At 45.0% G+C, this 24505-nt stretch carries 27 protein-coding genes, 1 pseudogene and 1 riboswitch; of the genes and pseudogenes, 22 read left to right on the forward strand and 6 right to left on the reverse strand.

Annotation, left to right across the window (positions count from 1 at the left end; genetic code table 11):
- The first annotated feature begins 71 nt into the window (after window positions 1–71).
- The 3 genes from QOZ98_RS04130 to QOZ98_RS04140 all read left to right on the forward strand — a co-directional run bounded on the left by QOZ98_RS04130 (window position 72) and on the right by QOZ98_RS04140 (window position 4024).
- A complete protein-coding gene (locus QOZ98_RS04130) occupies window positions 72–2180 on the forward strand; it encodes a type IA DNA topoisomerase (RefSeq protein WP_308786241.1) in 2109 nt (702 codons plus the stop codon).
- A 138-nt stretch (window positions 2181–2318) separates the two neighbouring features.
- On the forward strand, window positions 2319–3530 hold the full coding sequence (locus QOZ98_RS04135) for a MalY/PatB family protein (RefSeq protein WP_308786242.1): 1212 nt from the start codon (window positions 2319–2321) through the stop codon (window positions 3528–3530).
- A gap of 302 nt (window positions 3531–3832) precedes the next feature.
- Complete coding sequence (locus tag QOZ98_RS04140) at window positions 3833–4024, forward strand: hypothetical protein (RefSeq protein ID WP_308786243.1); 192 nt, start codon at window positions 3833–3835, stop codon at window positions 4022–4024.
- An 87-nt stretch (window positions 4025–4111) separates the two neighbouring features.
- Here the strand turns inward: QOZ98_RS04140 and QOZ98_RS04145 are convergent, their stop codons facing one another.
- Complete coding sequence (locus tag QOZ98_RS04145; protein WP_308786244.1) at window positions 4112–4807, reverse strand: DUF2294 domain-containing protein; 696 nt, start codon at window positions 4805–4807, stop codon at window positions 4112–4114.
- A gap of 406 nt (window positions 4808–5213) precedes the next feature.
- Between QOZ98_RS04145 and QOZ98_RS04150 the strand changes: the two genes are divergently transcribed.
- Window positions 5214–5732: a DUF2243 domain-containing protein gene (locus QOZ98_RS04150; protein ID WP_308786245.1), complete on the forward strand. Its 519-nt coding sequence runs from the start codon at window positions 5214–5216 to the stop codon at window positions 5730–5732.
- A 54-nt stretch (window positions 5733–5786) separates the two neighbouring features.
- Here the strand turns inward: QOZ98_RS04150 and QOZ98_RS04155 are convergent, their stop codons facing one another.
- Window positions 5787–6371 carry a protein-L-isoaspartate(D-aspartate) O-methyltransferase gene (locus QOZ98_RS04155; RefSeq protein ID WP_308786246.1) on the reverse strand — a complete coding sequence of 195 codons (585 nt, stop codon included), beginning with the start codon at window positions 6369–6371 and terminating at the stop codon, window positions 5787–5789.
- Window positions 6372–6527: 156 nt separating this feature from the next.
- On the opposite strand from QOZ98_RS04155, the gene msrA reads away from it, so the two are divergent.
- From msrA to QOZ98_RS04190, 7 genes are all read left to right on the forward strand, one after another.
- On the forward strand, window positions 6528–7208 hold the full coding sequence (gene msrA, locus QOZ98_RS04160; RefSeq protein WP_308786247.1) for a peptide-methionine (S)-S-oxide reductase MsrA: 681 nt from the start codon (window positions 6528–6530) through the stop codon (window positions 7206–7208).
- A gap of 170 nt (window positions 7209–7378) precedes the next feature.
- Window positions 7379–7573 carry a PLD nuclease N-terminal domain-containing protein gene (locus QOZ98_RS04165; RefSeq protein WP_308786248.1) on the forward strand — a complete coding sequence of 65 codons (195 nt, stop codon included), beginning with the start codon at window positions 7379–7381 and terminating at the stop codon, window positions 7571–7573.
- Window positions 7570–8451, forward strand: a complete 882-nt coding sequence (locus QOZ98_RS04170) for an ABC transporter ATP-binding protein (RefSeq protein ID WP_308786249.1) — start codon at window positions 7570–7572, stop codon at window positions 8449–8451. The genes QOZ98_RS04165 and QOZ98_RS04170 overlap by 4 nt, the downstream gene beginning before the upstream one ends.
- The gene (locus tag QOZ98_RS04175) at window positions 8448–9233 is read left to right on the forward strand and encodes an ABC transporter permease (RefSeq protein ID WP_308786250.1); all 786 of its coding nucleotides are present in this window, start codon (window positions 8448–8450) and stop codon (window positions 9231–9233) included. The genes QOZ98_RS04170 and QOZ98_RS04175 overlap by 4 nt, the downstream gene beginning before the upstream one ends.
- A gap of 135 nt (window positions 9234–9368) precedes the next feature.
- Window positions 9369–9764, forward strand: coding sequence for a VOC family protein (locus QOZ98_RS04180; RefSeq protein ID WP_308786251.1), 396 nt, complete (start codon window positions 9369–9371; stop codon window positions 9762–9764).
- Between the two features lie 123 nt (window positions 9765–9887).
- Window positions 9888–10712 (forward strand): metallophosphoesterase, encoded by an 825-nt coding sequence (locus QOZ98_RS04185; protein WP_308786252.1) that lies wholly within the window; start codon window positions 9888–9890, stop codon window positions 10710–10712.
- Between the two features lie 89 nt (window positions 10713–10801).
- Window positions 10802–11290: a GNAT family N-acetyltransferase gene (locus tag QOZ98_RS04190; protein ID WP_308786253.1), complete on the forward strand. Its 489-nt coding sequence runs from the start codon at window positions 10802–10804 to the stop codon at window positions 11288–11290.
- Between the two features lie 34 nt (window positions 11291–11324).
- Here the strand turns inward: QOZ98_RS04190 and QOZ98_RS04195 are convergent, their stop codons facing one another.
- Window positions 11325–11648, reverse strand: coding sequence for a CHY zinc finger protein (locus tag QOZ98_RS04195; RefSeq protein ID WP_308786254.1), 324 nt, complete (start codon window positions 11646–11648; stop codon window positions 11325–11327).
- Between the two features lie 102 nt (window positions 11649–11750).
- Window positions 11751–11921, forward strand: a riboswitch (FMN riboswitch).
- 338 nt (window positions 11922–12259) lie between these two features.
- Here QOZ98_RS04195 and ribE point away from each other — a divergent pair.
- From ribE to QOZ98_RS04215, 4 genes and pseudogenes are all read left to right on the forward strand, one after another.
- Window positions 12260–12889: a riboflavin synthase gene (gene ribE, locus QOZ98_RS04200; protein ID WP_308786255.1), complete on the forward strand. Its 630-nt coding sequence runs from the start codon at window positions 12260–12262 to the stop codon at window positions 12887–12889.
- 17 nt (window positions 12890–12906) lie between these two features.
- A pseudogene (ribB, locus tag QOZ98_RS04205) lies at window positions 12907–13509 on the forward strand (3,4-dihydroxy-2-butanone-4-phosphate synthase); the annotation flags it as partial.
- A gap of 41 nt (window positions 13510–13550) precedes the next feature.
- Entirely contained in the window at window positions 13551–14015 is a 465-nt protein-coding gene (gene ribH, locus QOZ98_RS04210) for a 6,7-dimethyl-8-ribityllumazine synthase (protein ID WP_142826867.1), read from the forward strand.
- Between the two features lie 187 nt (window positions 14016–14202).
- Window positions 14203–14733: a histidine phosphatase family protein gene (locus QOZ98_RS04215; protein ID WP_308786257.1), complete on the forward strand. Its 531-nt coding sequence runs from the start codon at window positions 14203–14205 to the stop codon at window positions 14731–14733.
- 54 nt (window positions 14734–14787) lie between these two features.
- Here the strand turns inward: QOZ98_RS04215 and QOZ98_RS04220 are convergent, their stop codons facing one another.
- Window positions 14788–15411, reverse strand: a complete 624-nt coding sequence (locus QOZ98_RS04220) for a flavodoxin family protein (RefSeq protein ID WP_308786258.1) — start codon at window positions 15409–15411, stop codon at window positions 14788–14790.
- 266 nt (window positions 15412–15677) lie between these two features.
- Here QOZ98_RS04220 and QOZ98_RS04225 point away from each other — a divergent pair, with 266 nt between their 5' ends.
- The 7 genes from QOZ98_RS04225 (at window position 15678) to QOZ98_RS04255 (ending at window position 23280) form a co-directional block, all read left to right on the forward strand.
- Window positions 15678–17498, forward strand: coding sequence for an LTA synthase family protein (locus tag QOZ98_RS04225; protein WP_308786259.1), 1821 nt, complete (start codon window positions 15678–15680; stop codon window positions 17496–17498).
- A gap of 65 nt (window positions 17499–17563) precedes the next feature.
- Window positions 17564–18577 carry a YcjF family protein gene (locus QOZ98_RS04230; protein WP_308786260.1) on the forward strand — a complete coding sequence of 338 codons (1014 nt, stop codon included), beginning with the start codon at window positions 17564–17566 and terminating at the stop codon, window positions 18575–18577.
- A gap of 104 nt (window positions 18578–18681) precedes the next feature.
- Window positions 18682–19362: a response regulator transcription factor gene (locus QOZ98_RS04235; RefSeq protein ID WP_308786261.1), complete on the forward strand. Its 681-nt coding sequence runs from the start codon at window positions 18682–18684 to the stop codon at window positions 19360–19362.
- Complete coding sequence (locus QOZ98_RS04240; RefSeq protein ID WP_308786262.1) at window positions 19343–20746, forward strand: HAMP domain-containing sensor histidine kinase; 1404 nt, start codon at window positions 19343–19345, stop codon at window positions 20744–20746. Before QOZ98_RS04235 ends, QOZ98_RS04240 begins: the two co-directional genes overlap by 20 nt.
- A 129-nt stretch (window positions 20747–20875) precedes the next feature.
- Window positions 20876–21742: a peptidylprolyl isomerase gene (locus QOZ98_RS04245; RefSeq protein WP_308786263.1), complete on the forward strand. Its 867-nt coding sequence runs from the start codon at window positions 20876–20878 to the stop codon at window positions 21740–21742.
- A 14-nt stretch (window positions 21743–21756) separates the two neighbouring features.
- Complete coding sequence (locus QOZ98_RS04250; RefSeq protein ID WP_308786264.1) at window positions 21757–22956, forward strand: S1C family serine protease; 1200 nt, start codon at window positions 21757–21759, stop codon at window positions 22954–22956.
- Window positions 22957–23043: 87 nt separating this feature from the next.
- On the forward strand, window positions 23044–23280 hold the full coding sequence (locus QOZ98_RS04255) for a hypothetical protein (RefSeq protein ID WP_308786265.1): 237 nt from the start codon (window positions 23044–23046) through the stop codon (window positions 23278–23280).
- A 155-nt stretch (window positions 23281–23435) separates the two neighbouring features.
- Here QOZ98_RS04255 and QOZ98_RS04260 read toward each other — a convergent pair whose 3' ends face one another.
- Entirely contained in the window at window positions 23436–23639 is a 204-nt protein-coding gene (locus tag QOZ98_RS04260) for a hypothetical protein (protein ID WP_308786266.1), read from the reverse strand.
- Between the two features lie 55 nt (window positions 23640–23694).
- Window positions 23695–24399 (reverse strand): type 1 glutamine amidotransferase domain-containing protein, encoded by a 705-nt coding sequence (locus QOZ98_RS04265; protein WP_308786267.1) that lies wholly within the window; start codon window positions 24397–24399, stop codon window positions 23695–23697.
- Window positions 24400–24505: the final 106 nt, after the last annotated feature.

Consider the following 24505-nt stretch of genomic DNA (forward strand, 5'->3'; position numbering starts at 1 on the left):
TGTCTTTTTGCTTTGAATCTTTGGTTAGAAGAGTACAATAAGAGTAGGAACGAACGGAAAGGAAGAAGCGCATGAAACCAGTGATAGTCGCTGAAAAGCCAAGTCAGGCCAAGGCCTATGCCGAAGCGTTCAAAACTACGAAACGCGACGGTTACATTGAAGTCGCACCTGATGCGATTTTTCCAGAAGGTGCCTACATCACATGGGGCATCGGGCATCTTGTGGAATTGAAAGAGCCAAAGGCCTATGACCCGAAATGGGGCAAGTGGTCGCTGGCTGCGCTGCCGATTTTGCCGGATACTTACCAGTTTCAAGTGGCAAGAGGCAAAGCACAGCAATTTGGCATCATCAAGAAATTGATTTTCCAAACCGATACGGTCATTAACGCTTGTGACGTAGACCGGGAAGGGTCCAATATATTTTATAGCATTTACTATCAGACAGGCGCTAAAAACAAAAAGATTCAGCGTTTGTGGATCAATTCACTGGAGGCGGACGAAGTCAGGAAAGGCTTTCAGGAGCTGCGGGACAACCGTCAGGATCTCCTGTTGTATCAGGAAGCCAAAGCACGCCAAATCAGCGATTGGCTGGTCGGCATGAATGGTTCCCGCCTGTATTCCTTGCTGCTTCAGGAAAAGGGCATTCGTGAGGTTTTTGCTATCGGGCGTGTCCAGACGCCGACCGTGTTTCTGATCTATCAGCGCGAAAAAGAAATTGAAGCGTTTGTGCCGGAGCCTTTTTATGAAATTGAAGGTATGTTTGACGCGGAAAAAGGCCGCTACAAAGGAAAGGCAAAACTGCGGGCAAAAGAGCGAAAAGAAGCCGAAGAGTTGTTGGCCAAATATGCTATTGCCGCTAAAGAAGATGGTATCGTGGCACAAGTAAAGACGACAGAAAAGCGCACACCGCCGCCACAGCTTCATTCCTTATCGACGCTGCAGGCAGCGGCCAACCGGAAATGGAAATACAGTCCGGCTAAAGTATTGTCTGTCATGCAGGGATTGTACGAAAAAAAACTTGTCAGCTATCCCAGAACTGACACCCAGCATGTTACACCGGGCGAATTTAGCTACTTGGCAGGGCAAGTTGAAAAATACCAACAGCTGATTGAAGCTCCATTCCCGATTGCTTCCAAAACGCCGAAAAAGCGATTTGTGGACAGTTCCAAAGTTCAGGAGCATTACGCCATCATCCCGACAAAAACCATACCGACAGCCAGAAAACTGGCAGGGCTGGCAAAAGATGAGCGCAATCTATATGAAGAAGTGCTGCGGACAACATTGGCAATGTTCCATAAAGATTACCGGTATGCCGAGACCAAAGTGACCACAGACGTCAAAGGGCTGGCGTTTTTCACTACCGGAAAAACAGAGCTTGAAAAAGGCTGGAGAGAATTATTTCCTGTTGCCAAAGAAGCGAAGCAGGAACCCTCTTTGCCTGAGTTGCGGGAGCAGGAGCGGGTGAAGAGCAAAATCGATATAAAAGAAAGCATGACACTGCCTCCAAAACCTTATACGGAGGGTCAACTGATTGCCATGATGAAAACCTGTGGGAAGTTTGTCGAAGATGTGGAAGATACTGAGATCCTTAAGGAAATTGAAGGACTCGGTACGGAAGCGACAAGAAGCGGCATCATTGAAACGATTAAACGCCATGAATATATTTCAGTCACCAAAAATATCGTTTCGATTACGGATAAAGGACGCATTCTTTGCCAATCGATCGAAGGGAATTTACTGTCCAGCCCCTCCATGACCGCAAAATGGGAGACTTATTTAAAGAAAATCGGCAAGGGTGAAGGGTCATCAGAAGTGTTCCTGGCTACGATCGGAAAATTTATCCAGAAACTGCTCGATGAAGTCCCGGCACAAATGCAAAAGAACGGGTTGCCGGACAAGATGGCGACGCCGGACGCCAAAGATGAAATTGCCGTTTGCCCCAGGTGCAAAAAAGGGATGATCGTATCACGAAGAGGTTCGTACAATTGCACCGAATATGACAATGGCTGCAAGCAATCGTTTCCAGCCACTTTTCTGAAAAAGCGATTGACGGCCAAGCAGATTGAATACTTGTGCACAAGAGGAAAGACCCCTGTCATTAAAGGATTTATTTCGAAAAACGGCAAGAAGTTCAACGCCAAACTGGTGCTGGAAGACGGCAAGTTGAAAATGGAGTTTTAAATTGTACATGATACTACAGAAGTAACTTTCGAGGGATGGGATAAATCCAAAAGCTTGTTTGGTTGCAATGGTTCAAGTTTTTCTTTAATAATGAAAAGCGAAGGCAAGGCATAACATCCAAAGGAAAGGGAGTTTCGCATGAAATATAATTTTGATGAGACTGTTAACAGAAGAGGAACTTACTCCATGAAATGGGATGGAGGAGAACTGATTAAGCAATTCGGACTGACGGAAAGGTACGACGCGGAAACCATTCCACTGTTCACTGCCGATATGGATTTGCCGGTTCCGCAGCCATTGGTTGAAGCATTGCACAAAACAGTGGACCATCGGATTTACGGCTATTCTGTTTTTCCTGAGGAGTATTTTGATGCCATTCAGTCATGGCTGCAAAAACGGCATGGCTGGAAAGTAGAGAAAGACCAGATTGTTTACAGCCCGGGAACTGTTCATGCACTGAATATTGCAGTTAAGGCATTTACAAATCTGGAAGAAGGCATTATCATCCAACGGCCAGTTTATCCACCCTTCACTTCAGTGATTGAAGGCAATGGCCGCAAAGTGGTAAACAATGCGCTGAAAATAGATGACGAAGGTTACTACTCCATCGATTTCGAAGATTTTGAAGCGAAAGCAAAAGATGACGATACGACAATGTTCATTTTGTGCAATCCGCATAATCCGACAGGCAGAGTTTTCAACGAAGAAGAGCTGAAAAAGATGGCTGCTATTTGTTTTGAAAACAATGTATTGATTGTCGCTGATGAAATCCACGGAGATCTGCTGCGCCGCGGAAAGAAATTTGTTCCGATGGCGAAAGTAGCCGATCAGACCGGTCATATCATTACTTGCACAGCGATCAACAAAACCTTTAATGTTGCCGGTCTGCATTGTACCAATGTCATCATCTCGGACGAAGAGCTGCGTACCAAGTTTGCGACTGAAATGGGTATGCAATTGGCCTCCCCATTTGCTATTGCGGCTTTAATCGCAGTCTATAACGAAGGGGAAGACTGGCTGGAACAGCTGACCGATTATGTCGATGGGACGATGTCCTACATAAAAGAGTTTTTTGCTGAGAAAATGCCCGAAGTGAACGTGTCTATTCCGGAAGGAACCTATATCATGTGGCTGGATTTCAGTGGATATGGCATTTCGGCTAAAGAGATTCATGACCGGATTTACAACAAAGCCAATGTTTTATTGGAGGACGGCAGCATGTTTGGTGAAGAAGGCGAATTCTATCAACGGATCTGCACGCCTTCTCCACGGCCGCTTATTCGGGAAGCTTTGGAAAGAATCGCTGAGGAATTTAAAGATATCTCGGGAAAAGGTTTGGCAGAAAAGTAGATGAACAAATAAGTTATCAGAAGTGATGGAAAATTGAATTTTTTTGTATTCTTTACCTTTAGTGCACAGTTTGATATAATAGAAAGACTTGGAAAACAATAGCGTTTCCGAACCTGATATGAAAATTTATTTACTGACTTTATGGCCGTAGCCCATACAAAACTTAATTTTATATCTTGGTTAAATATTTCAGACGATTGAGCTGATATAAAAGCCGAAAAGAGTGCCTTGAAACAAGGCGGTTCTTTTCGGCTTTTTCTATTGCTTTTTTGTTCCTGAAAAAAGAAGGGAAGCGATTTTTTATGCATTACTTCGTCGATCATAAGAAAAAGAAGATTCATCAACGGCAGTTTGCAGGAGACCGGTGCGGATTTGTGGAAACACCTGTAGAAAAAAGAGAATTTACTAATCAAGCTGATTACATCAAACAGTTGGAGGCAAAAGATTTGTATGAATTTTGTCCTCATTGCCAGCAAGTTCAAATTATCAGCTGAAAAAGTTCCATTAAACTCCATAAAAAAAAAGAGGCAGCTTAAAGCGTGTCTCTGATCTGAAAAGCCAGCGGAAAGCTGGCTTTTTTATTATTTAGCAGGATCCAGCAGCACAACAATATAGCCTTTGTCTGTGATAAAGTTCCAGTCGAGGAAGACTTCTGCGATGGGCTGCTTTAAAAGAGCTTCAAAACGAGTCTGCAATAATAATCTTCGTTCCAGCGGCCGCTTGACCAATTTCAATTCTTCAATAAACCCGCCGCGGATCAGCTCTTTTTCGATTTCAACGAAAATTCCTGACCTCTCGATCAACAGTGTACGGTTGTTCAACCAATACAGCTCAGTCGATTCTGGCGTTTTTTGTGCTTTTCGGCTGGCTTCGTTAACTTCGCTCCGAATGCCTTCTACTTCAATGTCGGATTCCCATTCAAAATCTTTGGCAGGCGATTTGTTTGCCATGATTGCCAAAATCATGCCTGTGTGATCATCTAAATTCCAGTCTGCGTATACTTCATCAACTTCCAGTTTGCCGATTTTCCATAAATCCAGCTTAATATCTGCAGCCAGCTGATTCATCAATAGGTCACGTGTTTCCAAAACTCTCCGATGTTCCTGCTGCTTCAGCAGAATTTTTTCAGTTGGAGCTAAAAAGCCACGAAGATGGATGGAGATAAAGGGCGGTTTTACTGTAACAAATACCGATGTTGGACCTTTTCCAAAATGGTCGCGCAATAAAGTGGAAATATAACTGCCGACTTCTGTATGTATTGCTTTTTCATTAGACATGATTAGGTCTCCTTTAGTCTATAGCTGCGGCCTGTGTAGCCTGTTAGCTTATAGTAGTGCATGCCCTTCTATAGGCTTAATCTGCTCGAAACAAGCATATCAATTTACCTCTGAAATCAAGAATAGTTTCTGTAAAAGACACTCAGCTTAGTGGGCTTAATTATACGGGATTTCCGTAATTATATAAAGAAATGAATAAAAGATATTGGGATTTTGATGGTATTTTCATTTATTTTGTGAAAAATAGAAGATCTGCACAATGAAATTAGTCGTATTGCATCACAATTAAGGTTTTTCCAACAGTTTTTTTGTTTTGTGCCAGTATAGAAAGGGTATTATTTGGAAAAAGCTGCAACGGATTTATATGACTCCTAAACCAGCCGATCGAACACGAAAGGGGGATTCTATGCCTTTACCTACAGCCAAAACCACTGATTACACAAAAGAAAGAAACCGAAGGGTCCATTCCAAAAGAAATGTCTGGTCGGGACTCCTTTTTGGCATCGGCTTAGTAGCGTTTATAGATGAAGCGGTATTCCATCAACTTCTGCACTGGCATCATTTCTATGATCGTTCTACTACGGATATGGGATTGGTTTCGGATGGGTTTTTTCACGCCTTCAGTTGGTTTGCGACCGTAGCGTCTTTGTTTCTGTTGGCTGATCTTCAGCGGCGTAAAGCCTGGTGGCCGAAACGGTGGTTAGGCGGTGTGCTGCTCGGTGCCGGAGCTTTTCAGCTGTACGATGGCATCATACACCATAAACTATTGGAGTTACACCAAATCCGGTATGGAGTAGACTTGCTGCCGTATGATCTCGTTTGGAATATAGCAGCCGTACTGCTGTTGTTAACGGGGCTGATTTTGCTGTGGCAAACTCCCAATACACCGGCAAAGCCCAACGGCAACCGTGAAGAAAGCACCTGATTCAGCGGACAAAGATGCGCTCTAGCATGGCAGAAGCCAAGTAGAGCGCATCTTTTAGTTTTCATATTTACCTTTTAATGGCACAAACAATACTTCATTCAATAAAGTGGTATGCAGCTTGCCGCTTTTGTCTTTCTCAATCAATCGCAGTTCCTGGCTGAAAGAACTGCCAACGGGAATGACCATCTTGCCTCCTTTATTCATCTGCTCCAAAAGCTCTTTCGGTACTTCAGATGCAGCCGCGGTCACCATGATCCGGTCGAACGGGGCTTGTTCATACCAGCCTTCACTTCCATCGCCTAATTTGAAATGGATGTTTTGAAAGCCTAATTGGCCAAGCCGTTCTTGTGCACGGTTCTGCAGTTCTTCAATTCTCTCGATCGTGTAGACAGAACCGGAAAAAGCCGCAAGCAAAGCGGTTTGAAAGCCTGACCCTGTCCCCAGCTCCAATACTTTCTGATCTGGCTGTAGGTCGAGCGCCAATGTCATTTCGAGAACGAGGGACGGCTGGGAGATGGTTTGTTCAAATCCGATTGGCAAGGCATGGTCAAAGATGGCCAGCTCTTTGTTGGAGTCCATAAAAAAACTGCGGTCCATCTGCCGGAAATAGGAAATGATTTCTTTTCTTTGGCTTTTCACCACACACACCCACTTTCTTTTAAATTAGCTTGAGCAAATAGAAGTGCGGAATCATGCAATTTCTAAGCAGTCTTGTTACATTAATTTTAAGGAAATAGCAGCACCCTGTATAGTAATTGAAACGGAATCGATAGATAAAAAGAAAGGGGGATAAAAGTGGAAGTTCCTCAAATGGCTATCAAGCAAATTGAAGAAGGGCTCCATCAAAGTGACGACCGATTGGAATTCGCCACGTTTGGCATGGGTTGCTTTTGGGGGCCGGAGGCGAGATTTGGCGGTATGCCGGGTGTGCTTCAAACCCGTGTCGGTTTTGCAGGAGGAAGGGAGCCAGCGCCTACTTACAGAAAGATGGGCGACCATACGGAAACAGTTCAAATCGAGTTTGATCCATCGGTAATCAGTTACGAAGAAATACTGAGGGAATTTTGGGGACACCACTACCCGAATCGTGATAATTACAAAGGAAGACAATATATTTCTTTATTGCATTACCATACAGAACAGCAGCACAAAACAATCGGCCTTATTCGAAAAGAAATGGAAGCAAAATTGGAAGAGCCGATTGAAACGGAAATTTCACCTTTTACCGGATTTACCCGGGCTGAAGAACGCCATCAAAAATATTATTTGAAGCGATATCCGAAGGCGTTGGAGCAGCTGGCAAAAATTTATCCGGAAAGAGAGCTGCTGGAGGATTCAACTTTCGCTGCCCGGTTAAACGGGTTTGTGAAAGGCTTTGGCACAAAGGACAGCGTACGGAAAGAAATCACGCAATGGAACATTGGAGAGGCGGAAAAGGCCTATCTGATAGAACTTTTCTTGAAACTAAAGTGGTAAATAGCAGGAGATTCTGATTGGGGCAGTCTGTCATGGCATGAAAAAAGCCAACACCGAAGGAACAGCGGCTTCGGTGTTTTTGCGTTGACAATAAAGGAGATGTGGGAGAATGAAGAGAACATAATCTAGTAGGGAACTTACCAAGGAAATAAAAAAAGAGGTGACATCTCATGGATCAAACAACACTGGTTTTGGCATTGCTGCCGATTCTCATCATTCAATTCGCATTAATGATTTTCGCTTTGGTGGACTTGATAAAAAATCCCAATCCAAATGGACCCAAATGGATGTGGGGCATACTGATTGTCGTTATCAATATCATTGGTCCTATTTTATACTTTGTTGTCGGGAGGAGAAATTATTGAGCATACTGGAAGTGGAAAAACTGACAAAACGTTATGGACAGGAAAGCGCAGTGGAAGACCTTTCTTTTGTATTGGAGAAAGAGACTGCCACGGCATTGATTGGCCCAAATGGAGCAGGCAAAACGACGAGCTTATCGATGCTGGCTGACCTGTTGTCTCCCTCGAGCGGCAAAATTACAGTGGCTGAAGGACTGACAATTGGTTTTCTGCCTCAGTATCCGCAATTCTTTCCGTGGCTGACAGCGCTTGAATTTACAGAGATGGCTGCGAAACTAAGTGGCATCGAGTCCAAGAAAGCCAGGCTGCAGGCATCACGCACTTTAGGATTTGTAGGTCTTGAGAGTGCGATGAATAAAAAAACAGGCACTTTTTCAGGTGGAATGAAGCAGCGCTTGGGCCTGGCTCAGGCAATTGTCCATCAGCCCAAGCTACTCTTGCTGGATGAACCGATTTCAGCGCTGGACCCGACTGGACGCAGGGAAATTATGGACTTATTGAAAGCCCTGCAACGGGATACAACGATCCTGTATTCTACTCATATATTAAATGATGCTGAAGAAATGACTGACCAGCTGCTCTTTATGAAGGACGGGCGTTTGATTGAGCAGGGCTCGCTGAATAACGTGAAGAAACGGCATGCCAGTCCGCATATCCGAATCCGTTTTGCCAACCCCAACCAAGCGGCAGAGTTCGCAGGCCGGCTGACGTGGGAGCGCGAGCTTAAAGGAGCTGTTGTTTTTCTCCCGGTTTATAAGAACGGACCAAGCATGCAGCAAGTGCTTGAAGTTCTGTCTTCTGAAAAACAGGATATTCTGGGAGTCGATTACCAAACAGCGTCTCTGGAAGAAATTTTTCTGAAGGTGGTTGCTGCCAAATGAAACAATTCAGCATTCTGATGCAAAAAGAATGGCGGGAAAATATACGGAACTATAAGATTTACTGGGTACCTGCCATTTTCATTCTTTTGGGAATCACAGAGCCCGTGGTAAATTTCTTTCTGCCGCAAATTCTTCAGTCATCCGGTGGATTGCCGGAAGGAGCTGTGTTTGAATTTCCAACACCGCCTCCCGAACAGATTTTAGCCGCAGTCATGGAACAATTTCAAACAATCGGGATGGCTGTGCTGATTCTTGCGTACATGGGAACCGTTGCAGGAGAACGTAAAAGCGGAACAGCTACTTTGCTGTACGTACGCCCACTTTCTTTTCCAGCCTATTTTCTAAGCAAATGGGTAGTGGCGTCGGCCATTTCTTTAGTGAGCGTTTGGGTTGGCTTTCTGGCGGGCTATTACTATACCTTATTATTTTTTGATCGAGTTGAAGGGATGGAGCTCTTTCAAATGGTTGGAACCTACAGCATTTGGGTGCTGCTCATCGTTTCCATTATAGTGGCGGCGAGTGCAGCTATGCCGAATGGCGGGCTTGCAGCGGCTGTTGCATTTGCCATCTACCTGATTCTTCAACTGACAGACGGTTTATTTGGGGCAGCTTGGTCCATCTCGCCGGTAAAGCTGCCCCAATATGCAGCAGCCTGGCTGGCAGACAGTCCGGACAGCGGCAGCCTCACAGGGGCAATTGGAATTGCTGCTCTTATCATTTTAGCCTTACTTGTTTTCGGCAGCTGGATATCTTGGAAAAATAAAGCAAAAACTAAAGTTTAGCTGAGGAGCGGGAAAACTGCTGAATAAGTTGAACTTATGAATTATCATTTTCTTAACCGCTTCGGGCACGGCTCCCGCGATAAGCCAGGAAAGCAGGCTATGAGCTGTTGAAATTTTAAAAAGGGGTTGCATCAAATGCTCCATCATGTTGAACTGAACGTTTCAAACTTAAGGGAATCCAGATCTTTCTACAGTGAATTGCTGCCGCCGCTTGGCTATGCATTGTTTCAAGAGTGGGAACAAGGATTTAGCTACAAGTCTGGACCCACGTATATCGTATTTGTACAAACTGAAAAAAAGTTTCTTCAGATTCCATATCACCGCAAACGAACAGGACTCAACCATTTAGCTTTTCATGCAGCTTCACGCTCACAAGTGGACGAGATGACTGAAAAAATGCGACAATGGGGAGCGCGAGTGCTGTATGAAGATCTCCATCCTTTTGCAGGAGGTCCGGATTATTATGCGGTTTTTCTGGAAAGTCCTGATCGCTTAAAAATTGAGATTACAGCACCCGATGAAAAAGGCTGACCATATTTGACGAGGAAAGTTGGATCTTTTTTGACTTGACGTGCGTCAGGAAGCTCAGGAAAAATGTTTGGGAGCGTGTAGACCCAAATGATTTAATAAGAATCGAATAGAGGGTAATATGTTATGAAGAAACTCGCAGTATTTATACTGCTCGTGCTATTGGTATGGAGTGGTATCTGGTACAGCAATAAGTCGGTGCAAACCACTGAATATACGGTGGCGTCTGAAGAACTGCCAGAAGCTTTCAACGGTTCAAAAATTGTTCAGGTGTCTGATTTGCATAATGCGACTTTCGGAAGAAATCAATCGTCATTGATAGAAAAAGTGGAAGCGGCTGATCCGGATGCCATTTTTTTGACAGGAGATCTTGTTGACAGCAATCGTTATGATTTGGAGGCGAGTTTGGTTCTGGTGGATGCACTGGTTGAGATGAGCAATGTGTATTTTGTAACAGGAAACCATGAAGTTGCTTCCAATCAGGTGGAAGAAATTACGGCTGCTCTGCAACAAAGGGGCGTAAACGTCTTGGCAGACGATTCGGTGGAATGGGAAAGGGACGGAGAATCGATTCAGATTGCGGGAATCGATGACCCATTGATGGAGCCTGATATCCATGAAGAAGAAGCAACACGCCAAAGCCTTGATCGTGCACAAATGACAGATGACTTTACATTGCTGCTTGCCCATCGTCCGGAGCACTTTCCCATTTACGCCGAAGATCGCGTGGATGTCGTCTTTTCTGGACATGCTCACGGGGGACAAATACGCATACCGGGACTTGGCGGTTTGATTTCCCCGGGACAAGGGTGGTTTCCCAAAGTGACCGAAGGAATATTTGAAGTAGACCAATCTCAAATGATTGTCAGCCGTGGGCTTGGCAACAGCACTTTTCCTGTGCGCATTTTCAATTTGCCGGAAATTGTCGTTGTGACATTGGAAAAGGAATAGCACTGCTGCAGCCAGTTTTTCAGGCGTTTGCTATAGTTGAATCCATATTGTTAGTGGGATATTTACTGTAAATAAGGAGGCTGCTCACCGTGATTAAGAAAAAGGAAGTTACATTGCACCGGTATTCCTCGAAAGTGTCAATTGACTACGATTTGCCGTCAAATCAGTTGGAATTTACCCGATTGCCTACAGAAATTATTGAAAAAGATGCGAAAGATCCGTTAAAACATTTTATCATCATTAAAGCGCGCGGCGAAGATGCAGGATTTTTTGAATTGGACGAGTCGGAAGACCGCAAAAAGTATTCTGATAATCCCCATGCTTTGCTGCTGAGAGGGTTTTCTGTAAATCCCAAATTTCAGGGCAGAGGCATTGCAACAGGTTCTATTTATGCATTGCCGGAATTTATGGAAGAGGAGTTCCCTGATTTTGACGAGGTGGTTTTGGGCGTCAATGCGCGCAATATCCCGGCGCAGCGGCTGTATCAAAAAGCGGGATTTAAAGATACCGGCCGGCGGATCATGCGGTCAAAAGGTGAGCAGTATGTGATGTCCTTATACATCAAAAAAGCCAAGTGAGAGCAGTAATGCCTATCACTTGGCTTTTTTGCGTTTATTCGAAATACAGATGCTTGTGCAAGGTGCAGCCGGGATTGAATGGCGAAGAACAGACTGGACAAGTAGATGCACAGGCCAAATAGCCGTCGACTGACAGCTCATGTCCGCATGTTCCGCACAACACTGCTTTTTCATGAAACTGTTCCTTGGGCCAAACCTGTGGCTTGCCGCATCCAGCGGCTTCGTGGCATTCAAAACACGGAAAATATTCCTGGCAGCAAAAAAATTTGATGGCTATCCGGTCGATGGATGAATGGTAATGAGCGCATCGTGTTTCGGCATCCACGCTAATGCCTTTTACAGTTTGATGATGTGGCATATCAAATCTCCCTTTCTGAAACGGAATCAGATAATTTGAGTGGTTCAACTTATATGGTTTGCGTTCTTTCTATGCTACTATGAAAGGGACGAAACTACGAATCTAATTCTTCGGGGCAAGGTGAAATTCCTTACCGGCGGTGAGCAGGAAACTGCAAGTCCGTGACCCGGTTAGACGAATGCAGGCATAGGCCACTATGCTGAGCGCGTCCAAGCGGTGGAGCTGGTGAAATTCCGGCACCGACAGTTACAGTCTGGATGGGAGAAGAATCTAGAGATCGGCTTCGTTATGTGCCTCTTCTTTTCAATTGAGTTGAAATTGGAAGGAGGAATTTGTATGACCAAAAACCTTTATGAGGGACCAGTCCCTGAAATTACAAGGCGACCATCTTTAATCCTGCTCCTTTCCTCTGTGGAAAAAGAGCTTTTTCAAGGTACGAAAAACTGCCGGAAAACCGGCCATCTTGATAAAGAAGCAGGGCACATGCACAGACCAACCTACAGAAATTTCCTTTCCTCACCACCCATACGCCCCATGGTGGAAAGCACCCAATTACCCGTACGACCCCAATCAAATCTATTCATGCGACCGGAACGGAGGAGTGTGGCTAAATGTTTACAGGCATAGTTGAAGAAGTTGGCCACGTGGCCTCAGTCCGTTCTAAACCGCAGGCGATGGAATTGACCATTTCCTGCGAGTTGATCCTAGAGGACGTCAAACGTGGAGACAGCATCTCCATTAATGGCGTCTGTTTGACTGTGTCGACATTCAACTCTCACACTTTTACAGTTGATGTCATTCCGGAAACAGTCAAGTCTTCGACAATGATCGGTTTAAAAGCAGGATCACGCGTAAATTTAGAACGTGCAATGCCGGCCAACGGACGTTTTGGCGGCCATTTTGTCAGCGGCCATATTGATGGTGTCGGCGTAATCCGTTCGGTGAAAAAAGAAGCAAATGCCGTGACCAAAACAATTGAGCTTGAACCTCGGCTAATGAAGTATATGATGCTGAAAGGATCGATTGCCGTCGATGGGACTTCACTGACCATTTTTGCACTTGGCCATAATACGGTGGCCATTTCCCTTATTCCGACTACGCAGGAAGATTCGTTGTTAGGAGATAAAGGCATTGGCGGCAAGGTCAATATTGAATGCGATTTATTGGCGAAGTATACCGAACGCATTCAGACAGCAGAACCGAAAATCAGCCGAAGCTGGCTGGCTGAAAACGGATTTTAAAGGGAGGCGCAGCAGAGATGTTCTACACAGTAGAAAAAGCCATCGAAGATTTGAAAAATGGCAAAGCCATCATCGTCATTGACGATGAAGATAGAGAAAACGAAGGCGATTTTATCGCACTGGCTGAGTTTGCTTCACCCAAAATCGTCAATTTGATGGCGACTGAAGGAAGAGGGCTGATTTGCGTGCCCGTTGCCCAATCTATCGCTCAAAAATTAGAAATTGGTCTTATGACCGATGACAATACGGATGAATTTGGCACAGCTTTTACCATCAGTATTGACCATAAAGATACGACGACAGGCATCAGCGCTTATGAACGTTCCCACACCATCACCAGTTTGGTAAAGCCGGATGCGAAAGCGGCGGATTTTAAACGTCCAGGCCATATTTTCCCATTGATTGCTAAAGACGGCGGTGTGCTTGAACGCACGGGACACACCGAAGCAGCTGTTGATTTAGCGAAGCTGGCAGGCTCTCCGCCGGCAGGAGTCATCTGTGAAATCATGAATGCTGATGGCACAATGGCAAGAGTGGACGATTTGCTGAAAGTAGCAGAGCGGCTCGAGCTTGGAATTCTCACCATTAAAGACTTGGTATCATACCAGCAAGAGAACCAAAACACGACAGCCTATTAATCTACCAGAGGAGATGGAATTGCATGACTGTACATTTTGAAGGATATTTAAACGGTGAAGGGCTGCGGATCGGCATCGTTGTCGGACGCTTTAACGAATTTATCACAAGCAAATTGCTGGGCGGTGCGGAAGACGCGCTAAAGCGCCATGGCGTTGGAGAAAATGATGTTTCAATCGCTTGGGTGCCGGGAGCTTTTGAAATTCCGCTGGTTGCGAAAAAAATGGCGATGAGTGGAAACTATGATGCAGTCATCACATTAGGGACTGTTATCAGAGGCGCTACGCCTCATTTCGATTATGTCTGCAGCGAAGTTGCTAAAGGCGTATCCAGAGCAAGTGACCAATCAGACATTCCTGTCATTTTTGGTGTATTGACAACCGACTCTATTGAACAAGCCATTGAGCGGGCAGGAACAAAAGCAGGCAACAAAGGCTGGGAGTCAGCAGCAGGCGCAATTGAAATGGCGAATCTTATGAAAAAATTATAATATCCGGCTCCTGGGCTTCTGCTCAGGGGTTTTTTCAAGATTAAAAAATGAGTTTTAAGGGAATGTGGTGTATAACAGCACTAGGTCTGCCGTATCATTGATAGTATGAACATAGATGAGTGCTAACACATTTTCTGGGTGATAGGACTTGAAAAGTGGGAAACAAAATTGAGTTAGGTGGGGAATTATGAACAAAACGATTTATTTGATCAGGCATTGCCAGGCGGCTGGGCAGGCACCCGACGCAGAATTGACCGAAGCAGGAAAAAAACAGGCACTGGACTTGGCAGAATTCCTGCAAAATCGACAGGTGATTCATTTCATCTCGAGCCCATTTACACGCGCTATCCAATCTATCGAACCGGCAGCAGATCGCCTGAACTTGCCAATAGAAATTGATGACCGATTGGCTGAGCGTGTACTAAGTTCTGAAGATTTACCGGATTGGATGGAGAAGCTGGAGGAATCCTTCAATAATGCGGATTTGAAATTCGCTGGTGGAGAATCGGGAAAAGAAGCTACCGATCGCGCAATGGAAGTACTGACTGAAATGGAAGACCGGACCGCAGCAGTGACCCATGGAAATTTATTGGGATTGCTGCTTAAGCAAATTGATGCAAGCTATGGCTTCTCAGAATGGAGAAGGCTGACAAACCCGGATGTCTATGAAGTGGAGATAAGAGACGGCACCCCAATTGTAAAGCGAGTGTGGAGCTGACTCCATAGAAAAGCCGACAGCGTGTAGAATTGCTGCCGGCTGAATTGCCTTCTGTTATTCAAGTGTATTGCCTTCATTTGGAATCGGATTGTTTTTAAGCAGACCTGCTAAATGATAGGTGTTGTAGGCAAGTCGCTGGATGGCTGATTTGGTGAATTCATTGTCTCGTCCAGCATCCATATAGGAGTCGCCGGGTCCTGCTTCACCAACCCAATAGGCATCAACATTAGGCGGAATGACAAAGCCGATATGTGAAAGTCCATAGAGAATCGAAGCCGCAGCATGCTTGGCGCCGTCTTCATTGCCGGTAATGGCCACACCTCCGACTTTGTTATAGAAAATGGCTTGCCCTTTGTCATTGGTGACACTGCTGCTGCCATATAGGCGCTCAATTGCTTGGGTGGCCAGTGAGCTTTTTTCTCCAAGCCAGAGAGGTGTCCCAATAATGACAATATCTGCAGCCAATATTTTTTTGAGAATCTGTGGCCATTGATCCCCTTCACCCATATCTTCCTGCACGCCGTAGGCAATGTCGTAATCCGCTAAACGAATAATCTCGGATTCAACACCCAACTGATTATAGTGGACTTGTACATCGTGAATAAACCCTTCTGTATGAGAGGGCTCTTTTGAATTTTTTAATGAAGTGTTTAGAAAAATCGCTTTTAATGTCTGCATCTTATCGCTCCTTCTGGTTTGTCAGGCTAATAAATTGAGCTAATGAATCTGCTCCCCACACAATGCATGTGCTGTTATTATAAAACTGGTGTCCCAATGGCAAGCTTGGATTATCCAGCCGTTTTCATAAAGGATATGATGGTGAAAACCGAAATATCGGCAGGCAGGGATCATTAGTTCAACTTGTACAATTCTCTATTCCCTTTTTTAAAAAATCTATGCAACATCCGATATGGGTAATCGTCTGTAGAAAAGAGGTGTTTCAAATGAAAAAAACAGATGGGCTGCCTTATGTATTGATTTTTCTCTTTTTGTTAATCAAAGTGAGTGTTTTTCGCGTGCTTATTTTTGATACCAAATCCATTTTACACATTGCGTTGATTGAGTTTCCGATGTGGGCTTTTTTGTTGTCAGTTGTTTTGCTGTTAGCTAAAAAGAAGCTTTGGCTTGCAGTTTGGATTTTTAACTTGCTCACTTCCGTCATCTTTTTCGTAGTCACACTTTATATCCGCTATTATTCTACTATTCCTTCCTATTACGATTTGCAGCAGTTGAATCAGTCAAGCTCTGTCAGCGGTACGATTACAATGCTGTCGACCCCATGGGATTTTCTTTTTTTCCTGGATGCAGTTTTGCTGTTATTCCTTGTGCGACGCTGGAAACAGCCAGTGAAACCAGCTGCAATGAAGTACGTGGCGGTAAGCATGGCAGCAATATGCACAGTTACGGTTGTCTATGCGCTTCAGCAGCCAATCATCGACGTTTCCTATTTTGCAAAAGAAAATGGTTTTTTGCAGTCCCAAGTGGTTCAATTGTATAACCGTTCAACTGAAACTGCCCATGCCTCTTCGAGCAAACTCTCCGCAAAAGAGCTGGAAGAGCTAAAAGGCAATGAGTTTGTAAAGGTCAGTGAACAGGAAAGTTTTGGAGTTGCAGAAGGCCGCAATCTGTTCGTTATTCAAGTGGAATCTTTGCAGAATTTTGTCATTGGCCGAACATTGAACGGCCAGGAAATTACGCCCAACCTCAATAAGCTGTTAACTGAAAGTGCTTATTTTTCCAATGTCTTTCAGCAGGTGGGAGCGGGCACAACTTCTGATGCCGAATGGATGACCAATACAGGACTGTATCCGCAAGGCATGATTCCTACAGCAAACAGCCTTTCCGGTAAAGAAGCACCTTCATTGGCGCGGACATTGAAAGAGCAGGGTTACGGCTCTGCCACTTATCATGCGGACGATGTAACATTTTGGAACCGCGACGTTCTTTATCCGGTTCTTGGCTATGAAGAGATTTTCTCAATTGATGATCTTCCAGATATCAAAAATGTCGGTTTCGGTCCAGCCGATGAAGTGCTGTTTGATTTTGCGGCAAATGAATTGCCCCGGCAATTGGAGACTTATGAGCGCATCTACGCCAATATTGTGACAGTCACGAGCCATACGCCATTCGAAATGCCGGAATCCATGCAGCATTTAAACCTGCCTTCAGAATACCAGGACATGTATATTGGGAATTACTTGCAGTCAATCCGTTACGCAGATGAACAGATCGGTGTATTTATTCAGGAATTAAAAGACCAGGGAATTTATGACGAATCCCTGATTGCGATTTTCGGAGATCATTCCGGTATGCACGGAACGTTGGTAACGGAAGAAGATCAATTGTTATTGGGCGATTTTTTGGGGCATGACTATTCCTTGAAAGATCAATACACCATTCCGCTGATTTTTACAGGCGGAAATCTATTCGAAGAGAAAGAAATGACACGCCTTGCTGGACAGACAGACATTATGCCGACGCTGTTGGCCTTGCTCGGAGTCGAACATGAAGAGCCGATGATGGGCCATAACCTGTTCCAATACAAAAAAAATCTATTGGGCATGCGCTATTATTTGCCTGGCGGATCTTATATTCAGTCGGAACAATTCTATAAAGCACCCGGTGCAAAGTTGCCTGAAGTTTTGTACGATTTGAAAACCATGGAGGAACGCAGCAAAAACAGCGAGGCTAAAAAGCATATCAAAGATACTGAAACCTTGATGAATTATGCGGATTTGCTATTGAAAGACTATATAGAGGAATAATTTCCTCAGGCAAAGAGAAACCATTATAATAGACAGTAAGCTAGAGATGAGGGGGAAAACAGTCTATGGTAAAAGAATTTGAAAAAGAAGTCATGCAAGCAATGGACAAAATGTTTGAAAATGAAATGAAAAAAGTAAACGATGCACTGGATCAAGAGCTTTTGATTTCTATGATCGGCGAAGTCAATGCCGGCAAGTCTTCCACCGTCAATAAAATCATCGGTGAGGATATTGCAAGCACCAACCCGATGCCCGGAGAAACAGTCAGTGTGGATCCCTATAATATCCGTGGCCTGGAAAACATCAAGTTTATGGATACACCCGGATTGAACGATCCGAACGATGAAAATCCTAAAAAAACCTTGGAGTTTGTGCAGAAATCCGATGTTGTATTGTTTTTCCTGAATGCAGCCGGCACAGTGTTTTCTGAAAGTGAAAAAGAAAAGTTCAATGAAATTGAAAAGCACAATAAAGACATCTTAATTGTTTTAAATAAAATCGATGCGGCGGAAAATATTCCGTCTATCATCAAATTTGTCCAAGATCATACAGGACATAAATATAAAGTCATTCCTATTTCTTCAAAAACAGAAGAAAACCTGGAAACCTTAAAGAAGGAAATTCTTTTTTTGCTCGAAAAGAAGGGTAAGGACCTGCTCTTCGCCAAAAGCATGAAAGAAAAATCCTCGGCTGCTACACGGTGGATTATTGGTGCCGGCATTTCAGCCGGGGTCATCGGGGCATCGCCTATCCCAGGTTCAGACGTACTGCCGCTGACAACGCTGCAAGTTGGCTTGATTATCAAATTGTCGAATCTTTATGATAAACCGTTAACCAAAAAAGCAGCCAAAGACATGATTGTCATCACTGCTACACAAACGATCGGCCATACCCTTTACCGCCAGGCGTTGAAGTTTATTCCTGGAGCAGGTTCTATTATTGGTGGAACTGTCGCTTCATCCATGACATTGGCGCTTGGCTATGGCGTGAAATATGCTTACGAAAACAATATCGCCATTGACTATGACATGATCGGCGATTTGTTCGAGAAACTGAAAAAACGCGAGAAAAAAGCCTGACGACTGCCGAACCGCCCTTCTTGCATAGAAGGGCGGTTTTCAATTTGCTTGCGTCTTTCGGATTTGTCATTTACCTTTAGGAGAAAGATAGGCGGAGGTGCGGGATGAAGATATTGGTAGTGGAAGATAACCCGAGCGTCAGTTCCATGCTCGAACTGTTTTTCTCAAAAGAAGGCATTCAGGGCGAGTTTGCAGCTGACGGACTGGAAGGTTACCAGAAATATAAAGAGGGCTCGCACGATTTGCTGATACTGGACTGGATGCTTCCAGGAATGGACGGCATCGCGCTGTGCCGCAAAATCCGGGAAGAAGGCAATGCGGTCCCGATCATCATGCTGACGGCTAAAGACAGCGAATCGGATCAGGTCATCGGCTTTGAAATGGGGGCGGATGATTATGTGACAAAGCCGTTCAGCCCACTGACACTGATGGCCAGAATCAAAGCGGTTACGCGCCGTACCCAGAAGGCGGAGCCCATCTCGAACCTTATTAAAACCGCCCATTTTACTGTCAATAAGGAAACACGGGATATCTTGAAGGACGGCCAGGAAGTCGACAGCCTGACTCCCAAGGAATTCGATTTGCTGGTATTCTTCCTGCAGCACCCGAAGCAGGTGTTTAGCCGTGAACAATTATTGGAGCAAGTATGGGGCTACCAGTTTTATGGCGATGAGCGGACAGTAGACGTCCACATCAAACGCCTTCGCAAGAAAATCGATGGCGGGGACAAGCTGTTCCATACGGTATGGGGAGTTGGCTATAAATTTGAAGAACACGCGATTTAAGTATTTCTATCAGCTGATTGCCAGCCATATGAGTATTTTGCTGATCGCTTTTTTGATTTTAAGCATTTTATTCGTCCGCTATGTTGATGATTTTGCTTACAACGAAAAAGCGGAGGAGCTGGAGACCTATGGCGAACAGATTATTGCCGAGCTTGAACGGCCGCGGCCGGGTACCAACCTGCAAGCCTATGTCTCCATTTTAGAAGCTCAGAATATAAACTTTATCGTTTTTGATCAGCAAAGCCGTATTCTGTATCCGGTAGCTGGTGCATTTCCCCCTGTAGAGCTGACACAGGAAGAATGGAATGTCATTGAACAGGGAGAAACGCTTGTGGTCAATCGCGACGTCGAACGATTTGAATTTACAGTAACATTCGTAGCCATGCCGTATTTTGAAAATAACCAATTGGCTGGCGGCGTGTTGCTTGCCTCTCCTGTCAGCGGGATCAGCGAAATGATTGCGGAATTGAATAAAACTTTGATCACCACTATTTTAATCGCTCTGGCGATTGCACTGCTGCTTAGCCTGTGGTTGTCGAAATTGCATGTCAGCCGGATTCAGCGGATGCGAAAAGCGACCTCCATGATCAGTGAAGGCCATTATGATGTTAATCTGCCGGAATCGAATTTTGACGAATTTGGTGACTTGGCGCATGACTTTAACAAAATGGCTGCAAAACTGCAGCAGTCCAACGAGGAAATCGACCGGCTTGAAAATCGCCGGCGCCAGTTTATGGCGGACGTTTCGCATGAAATGCGGACGCCTTTGACGACGATCGCCGGTATTATAGAAGGGCTGCGAAACAATATGATTGAAGAAGGCCAGCGGGAAAAAGGCATCCGCTTGGCAAGCGAGGAGACAAAGCGGCTGATGCGCCTGGTCAATGAAAACCTGGACTATGAGAAAATAAGGTCTAATCAGGTAGAGCTGACGAAAGAGGAAATCGATGCAGACGAACTTCTGGAAATTATTCAGGAACAGCTTTACCTGCAGGCAGAAGAGAAAGGCGATACTATTGTCATCCATGCCAATCCAGGTGATGTCATCTTTGGAGACATGGACCGCCTGATTCAAATTTTGATGAACATCGTTAAAAACGCCATTCAGTTTACGGACCAGGGCACCATCTCATTGGCGACACATTCTGAAACGGATCACATGGTCCTTACAGTGGAAGATGACGGGGCAGGAATTGACGTAGAAGAAATCGATTTGATCTGGCGCAGGTTTTACAAAGCGGATTTGTCACGCGGGAGCGGCCAGTTTGGACTGGGCTTATCGATCGTCAAGCAATTAGTGACGCTGCACGACGGAGAGATCCATGTAGAAAGCGAAAAAGGGCAAGGGACAAAATTCATCATCCGCTTGCCGCATAAAAAATGACTTGGGAGAAACAATCCTGAGTCATTTTTTGTTTGGAAAACTTTTTATTTTTGTTAAAACTCTGGTCATAGTTTATTCATAATTGCTTGATAAGCTATGTATAAGAACTTAGGAAAAGAGGAATTATCCATGAAAAAACTTTTATACATTGCGATTGGCGTACTGGCAGCAACAGCAATATTTATGATGGTGGCATTTTCAGAAGACGAGACAGTCGCAACAGTAGGCGATACAGAAATAACAAAAGATGCGCTGTATGACAAAATGGTGGCTTCTGCTGGAGCCTCAACACTCGACGCTATGATTTCCAATGAAGTCGTCAACCAGGAGGCGTCAAACGCAGATGTCAAGGTGACGCAGGAAGAGCTTGATGCGGAAATGGCGGTCTACGAAGAAAGTTACGGTGGTGCAGAGGCACTTGAACAAGCGCTGGCATCAAGTGGCATGACGATAGCTGATCTGGAAGAGGAAATGGAAGTTTACTTAAAGGTTGAAAAAATCATCGGTCCGGATATCGAGATAACGGATGAACAAATCAATACGTATTTCGAAGAAAACAAAGAATCATTCGAGCAGCCTTCACAGGTAGAGGCGAGCCATATCCTGGTAGCCACTCAAGAAGAAGCAGATGAAGTTAAAACGAAGCTGGATGACGGAGGCGATTTTGCCGAACTGGCAGCTGAGTATTCTACAGACACTGCTAATGCCGAGAGCGGCGGGGCACTTGGAGCGTTTGCTGCAGGGGAAATGGCGCCGGAGTTTGAAGAAACTGCATTTAGTATGGAAGTAGATGAAATCAGTGATCCTGTCCAAACAGATTACGGTTTCCACATCATCCAAGTGACTGGGAAAACTGAAGCCGTTGAAGCCAACTTAGAAGACAGCAAGGAACAGATCAAGGAAACCTTGTTTGACGAAGCACTGAATACAAAATATGCAGAATGGTTGGCAGAGAAAACCGAATCATATGACATCGTCAACACATTGGCAGAATAAAGGAGGAAATAAACATGGGCTACTATAATTCGAACGAACCGAAAGGGAATAAAAAGGGTTACTTCGCTTCAAGCTTTACAGGTCTCATTGCAGGGGCATTAATGGTAGGGGTCATTCTTCCGAGTGTGACTGATATGGAGCTCGGAAGCGCTGAGTCAACTTCTTCCCCAACTGAATCGGTCAGCGGGCTGCAAACCGCGTCCACTGTTGTCACTACAGATGTAACAGAAATTGTGGAACAAACGACTGACGCTGTGGTCGGCGTTTCCAACTTGCAGACAGCACAGCAAAATCCGTTTGCTTCACAAACTAATGAGGATGCAGAATCGCAGGAAGCTGGAGTAGGCTCTGGCGTTATTTACAAAAAAGATGGCGACACTGCTTACATTGTCACCAATAACCATGTTGTGGAAGGCGCAGAAGAAGTAATGGTTACTTTGTCGGATGGCACGGAACTTGACGCTAAGGTGCTGGGCACGGATATTTGGACCGACTTGGCTGTCTTGGAAGTTCCAGGAGACAGCATTACAACGGTAGCTGAGTTTGGGGATTCGTCTGTATTGCAGGCAGGTGAGCCGGTAATTGCTATTGGGAATCCACTAGGACTTCAGTTTTCTGGATCGGTAACTACGGGAGTCATTTCAGGAACTGAGCGCCTGGTACCGATTGATGTAAACCAGGACGGCATAGAAGACTGGCAGTCTGAAGTTCTTCAAACCGATGCGGCCATCAGCCCAGGAAACAGTGGGGGTGCATTGATCAATGCCGAGGGACAAGTCATCGGCATCAACTCAATGAAAATTGCCCAGGACGCGGTAGAGGGCATCGGTTTGGCTATACCTGTTAACACAGCAATACCAATTATTTCAGATCTGGAAACAGGAGGGGCTGTAGACCGTCCGTCGATGGGCGTCGCGATTTTGGATTTGGCTGAAGTGCCAGCACAATACCGCAGCAGCCAGTTGAATTTGCCGGCAGAAGTGGAAGGCGGCATCGTGGTTGAATCGGTGGTTGAAGGTTCTGGAGCAGCTACGGCAGGAATGGAAGCTTATGATGTTATCGTCGAAATGAATGGCGAAGCAGTTAATTCCGTACTCGAACTTCGCCAATACCTCTACAACGAAACCGAAGTTGGGGATACGCTGAAAGTGAAGGCCTACAGAAATGGAGAACTCATGGATTTCGAACTCCCACTGACAGAGAGTATTGAGTAAGAAAAGCGGAAGCGCCCATGCAGCTCTGACGGGCATAAGACAGACCAGCGAAGTGGCTTATCTTCAGCCGCACAGCTGGGTTGGCTTATGACTCGAGGAGCTGGGCGCTGGAGTCTGGACAAAGAAAAGCGGAAGCAGCCGTTTAGCCCCGACAAGCGCTGGAAGCCTTACCAGTATTGGCGTTCTTTGCCATTGCTGGTAAGGATGAAGCGACTCGAGGAGCTGGGCGCTGGAGTCTGGACAAAGAAAAGCGGAAGCAGCCGTTTAGCCCCGACAAGCGCTGGAAGCCTTGCCAGTAATGGCGTTCTTTGCCATTGCTGGTAAGGATGAAGCGACTCGAGGGGCTGGCTTAGACCTGGAGCGACGGGCAAAGATTGGCTTCTTTTGTTCAACATAATGTAGATCACAAAAAGGCTTCCCATTTTTCGGGAAGCCTTTTTGTGTAGAAAACTTAAAAAATAAATGATAGGGTCAGATACTTAGCTGAAAACTCCAAACCAGTCAGTTGCAATTCCAAATCCGACAAGGATAAGAACCAAAACGACAAATATGATGATGCCTAGCTGCAATGGCTTGTAGCCTGTGGTTCTTGGTTCCTGTATTCCTTCTTTTTCCTCTGGCGGATGGTTCTTTGCTTCTTCTTTGGTTTCTTTCATGTAATCATCTTTGTCATTATTACTCATTTGAATGGCCTCCTCGAACTTGCTGTTACTTGTATTTACCCTATATGGAGTAGATTCAATCCCGGAATTTTTCTTCTGACTGCAACTCACGCTGAGACAGTTTCTGTGCCAATTCGCGCCCAAACAACTGCGAAGATTGTGGGTCACGGCCTGTAAGAATTTGCTTGCTGCCCCACACCACATAAGCATCCTGGTCTTTTTCCTCATGATAGTCTGCAACTTTTTTCAATTCGTCTTCGAGGCTGAATGGCAATAAATCCACCACTTCTTTGGGTTCATTGGCGTTTGGATAGCCAGTGACTTTAAGACCCTCAAGAATTCCTCGGCCATCTTTAGTTTTCGTATATACAAGTGGAGCCGGGCCGTGGCACACAGCCGAAACGATACCGCCCAGTTCATGGACAATATTAATCACGGCATGCAAATCTTCATTGTGCGCCAGGTCAAACATAGCTCCGTGTCCGCCAACAATCATGATCGCATCATATTCACTGGCCTTGACATCGACAATTGGCGTTGTTTTATCCGCCATGCCTGAGTCATATTGTTTTTTATAAATTCCATCGGGATCATAATCTTTGCTGAGGCTGAGCGGATCGACAACAGGTTTGCCTCCATCAATGGATGCAAGTCCAACAACATGTCCTTCTTTTTCAAGTTCTAAGGCCGGTGCGAATAGTTCTTCCGCCCACCAACCAGTCACATAATTATTTTCTTCATCTGTATAGCCATTCGATAATACCGCTAGTACTTTTGCCATCGTATCTTCCTCCTACTTTTAAAACTTCCTTGTTTCTTCACTTACCCTGTAAGAAAAATCCTGAAACGTGACAATTGGTGCGGGCTTGGAAATGACTTCAAGATTA

This window comes from Planomicrobium stackebrandtii (assembly GCF_030814955.1).
GTDB lineage: Bacteria > Bacillota > Bacilli > Bacillales_A > Planococcaceae > Planococcus > Planococcus stackebrandtii.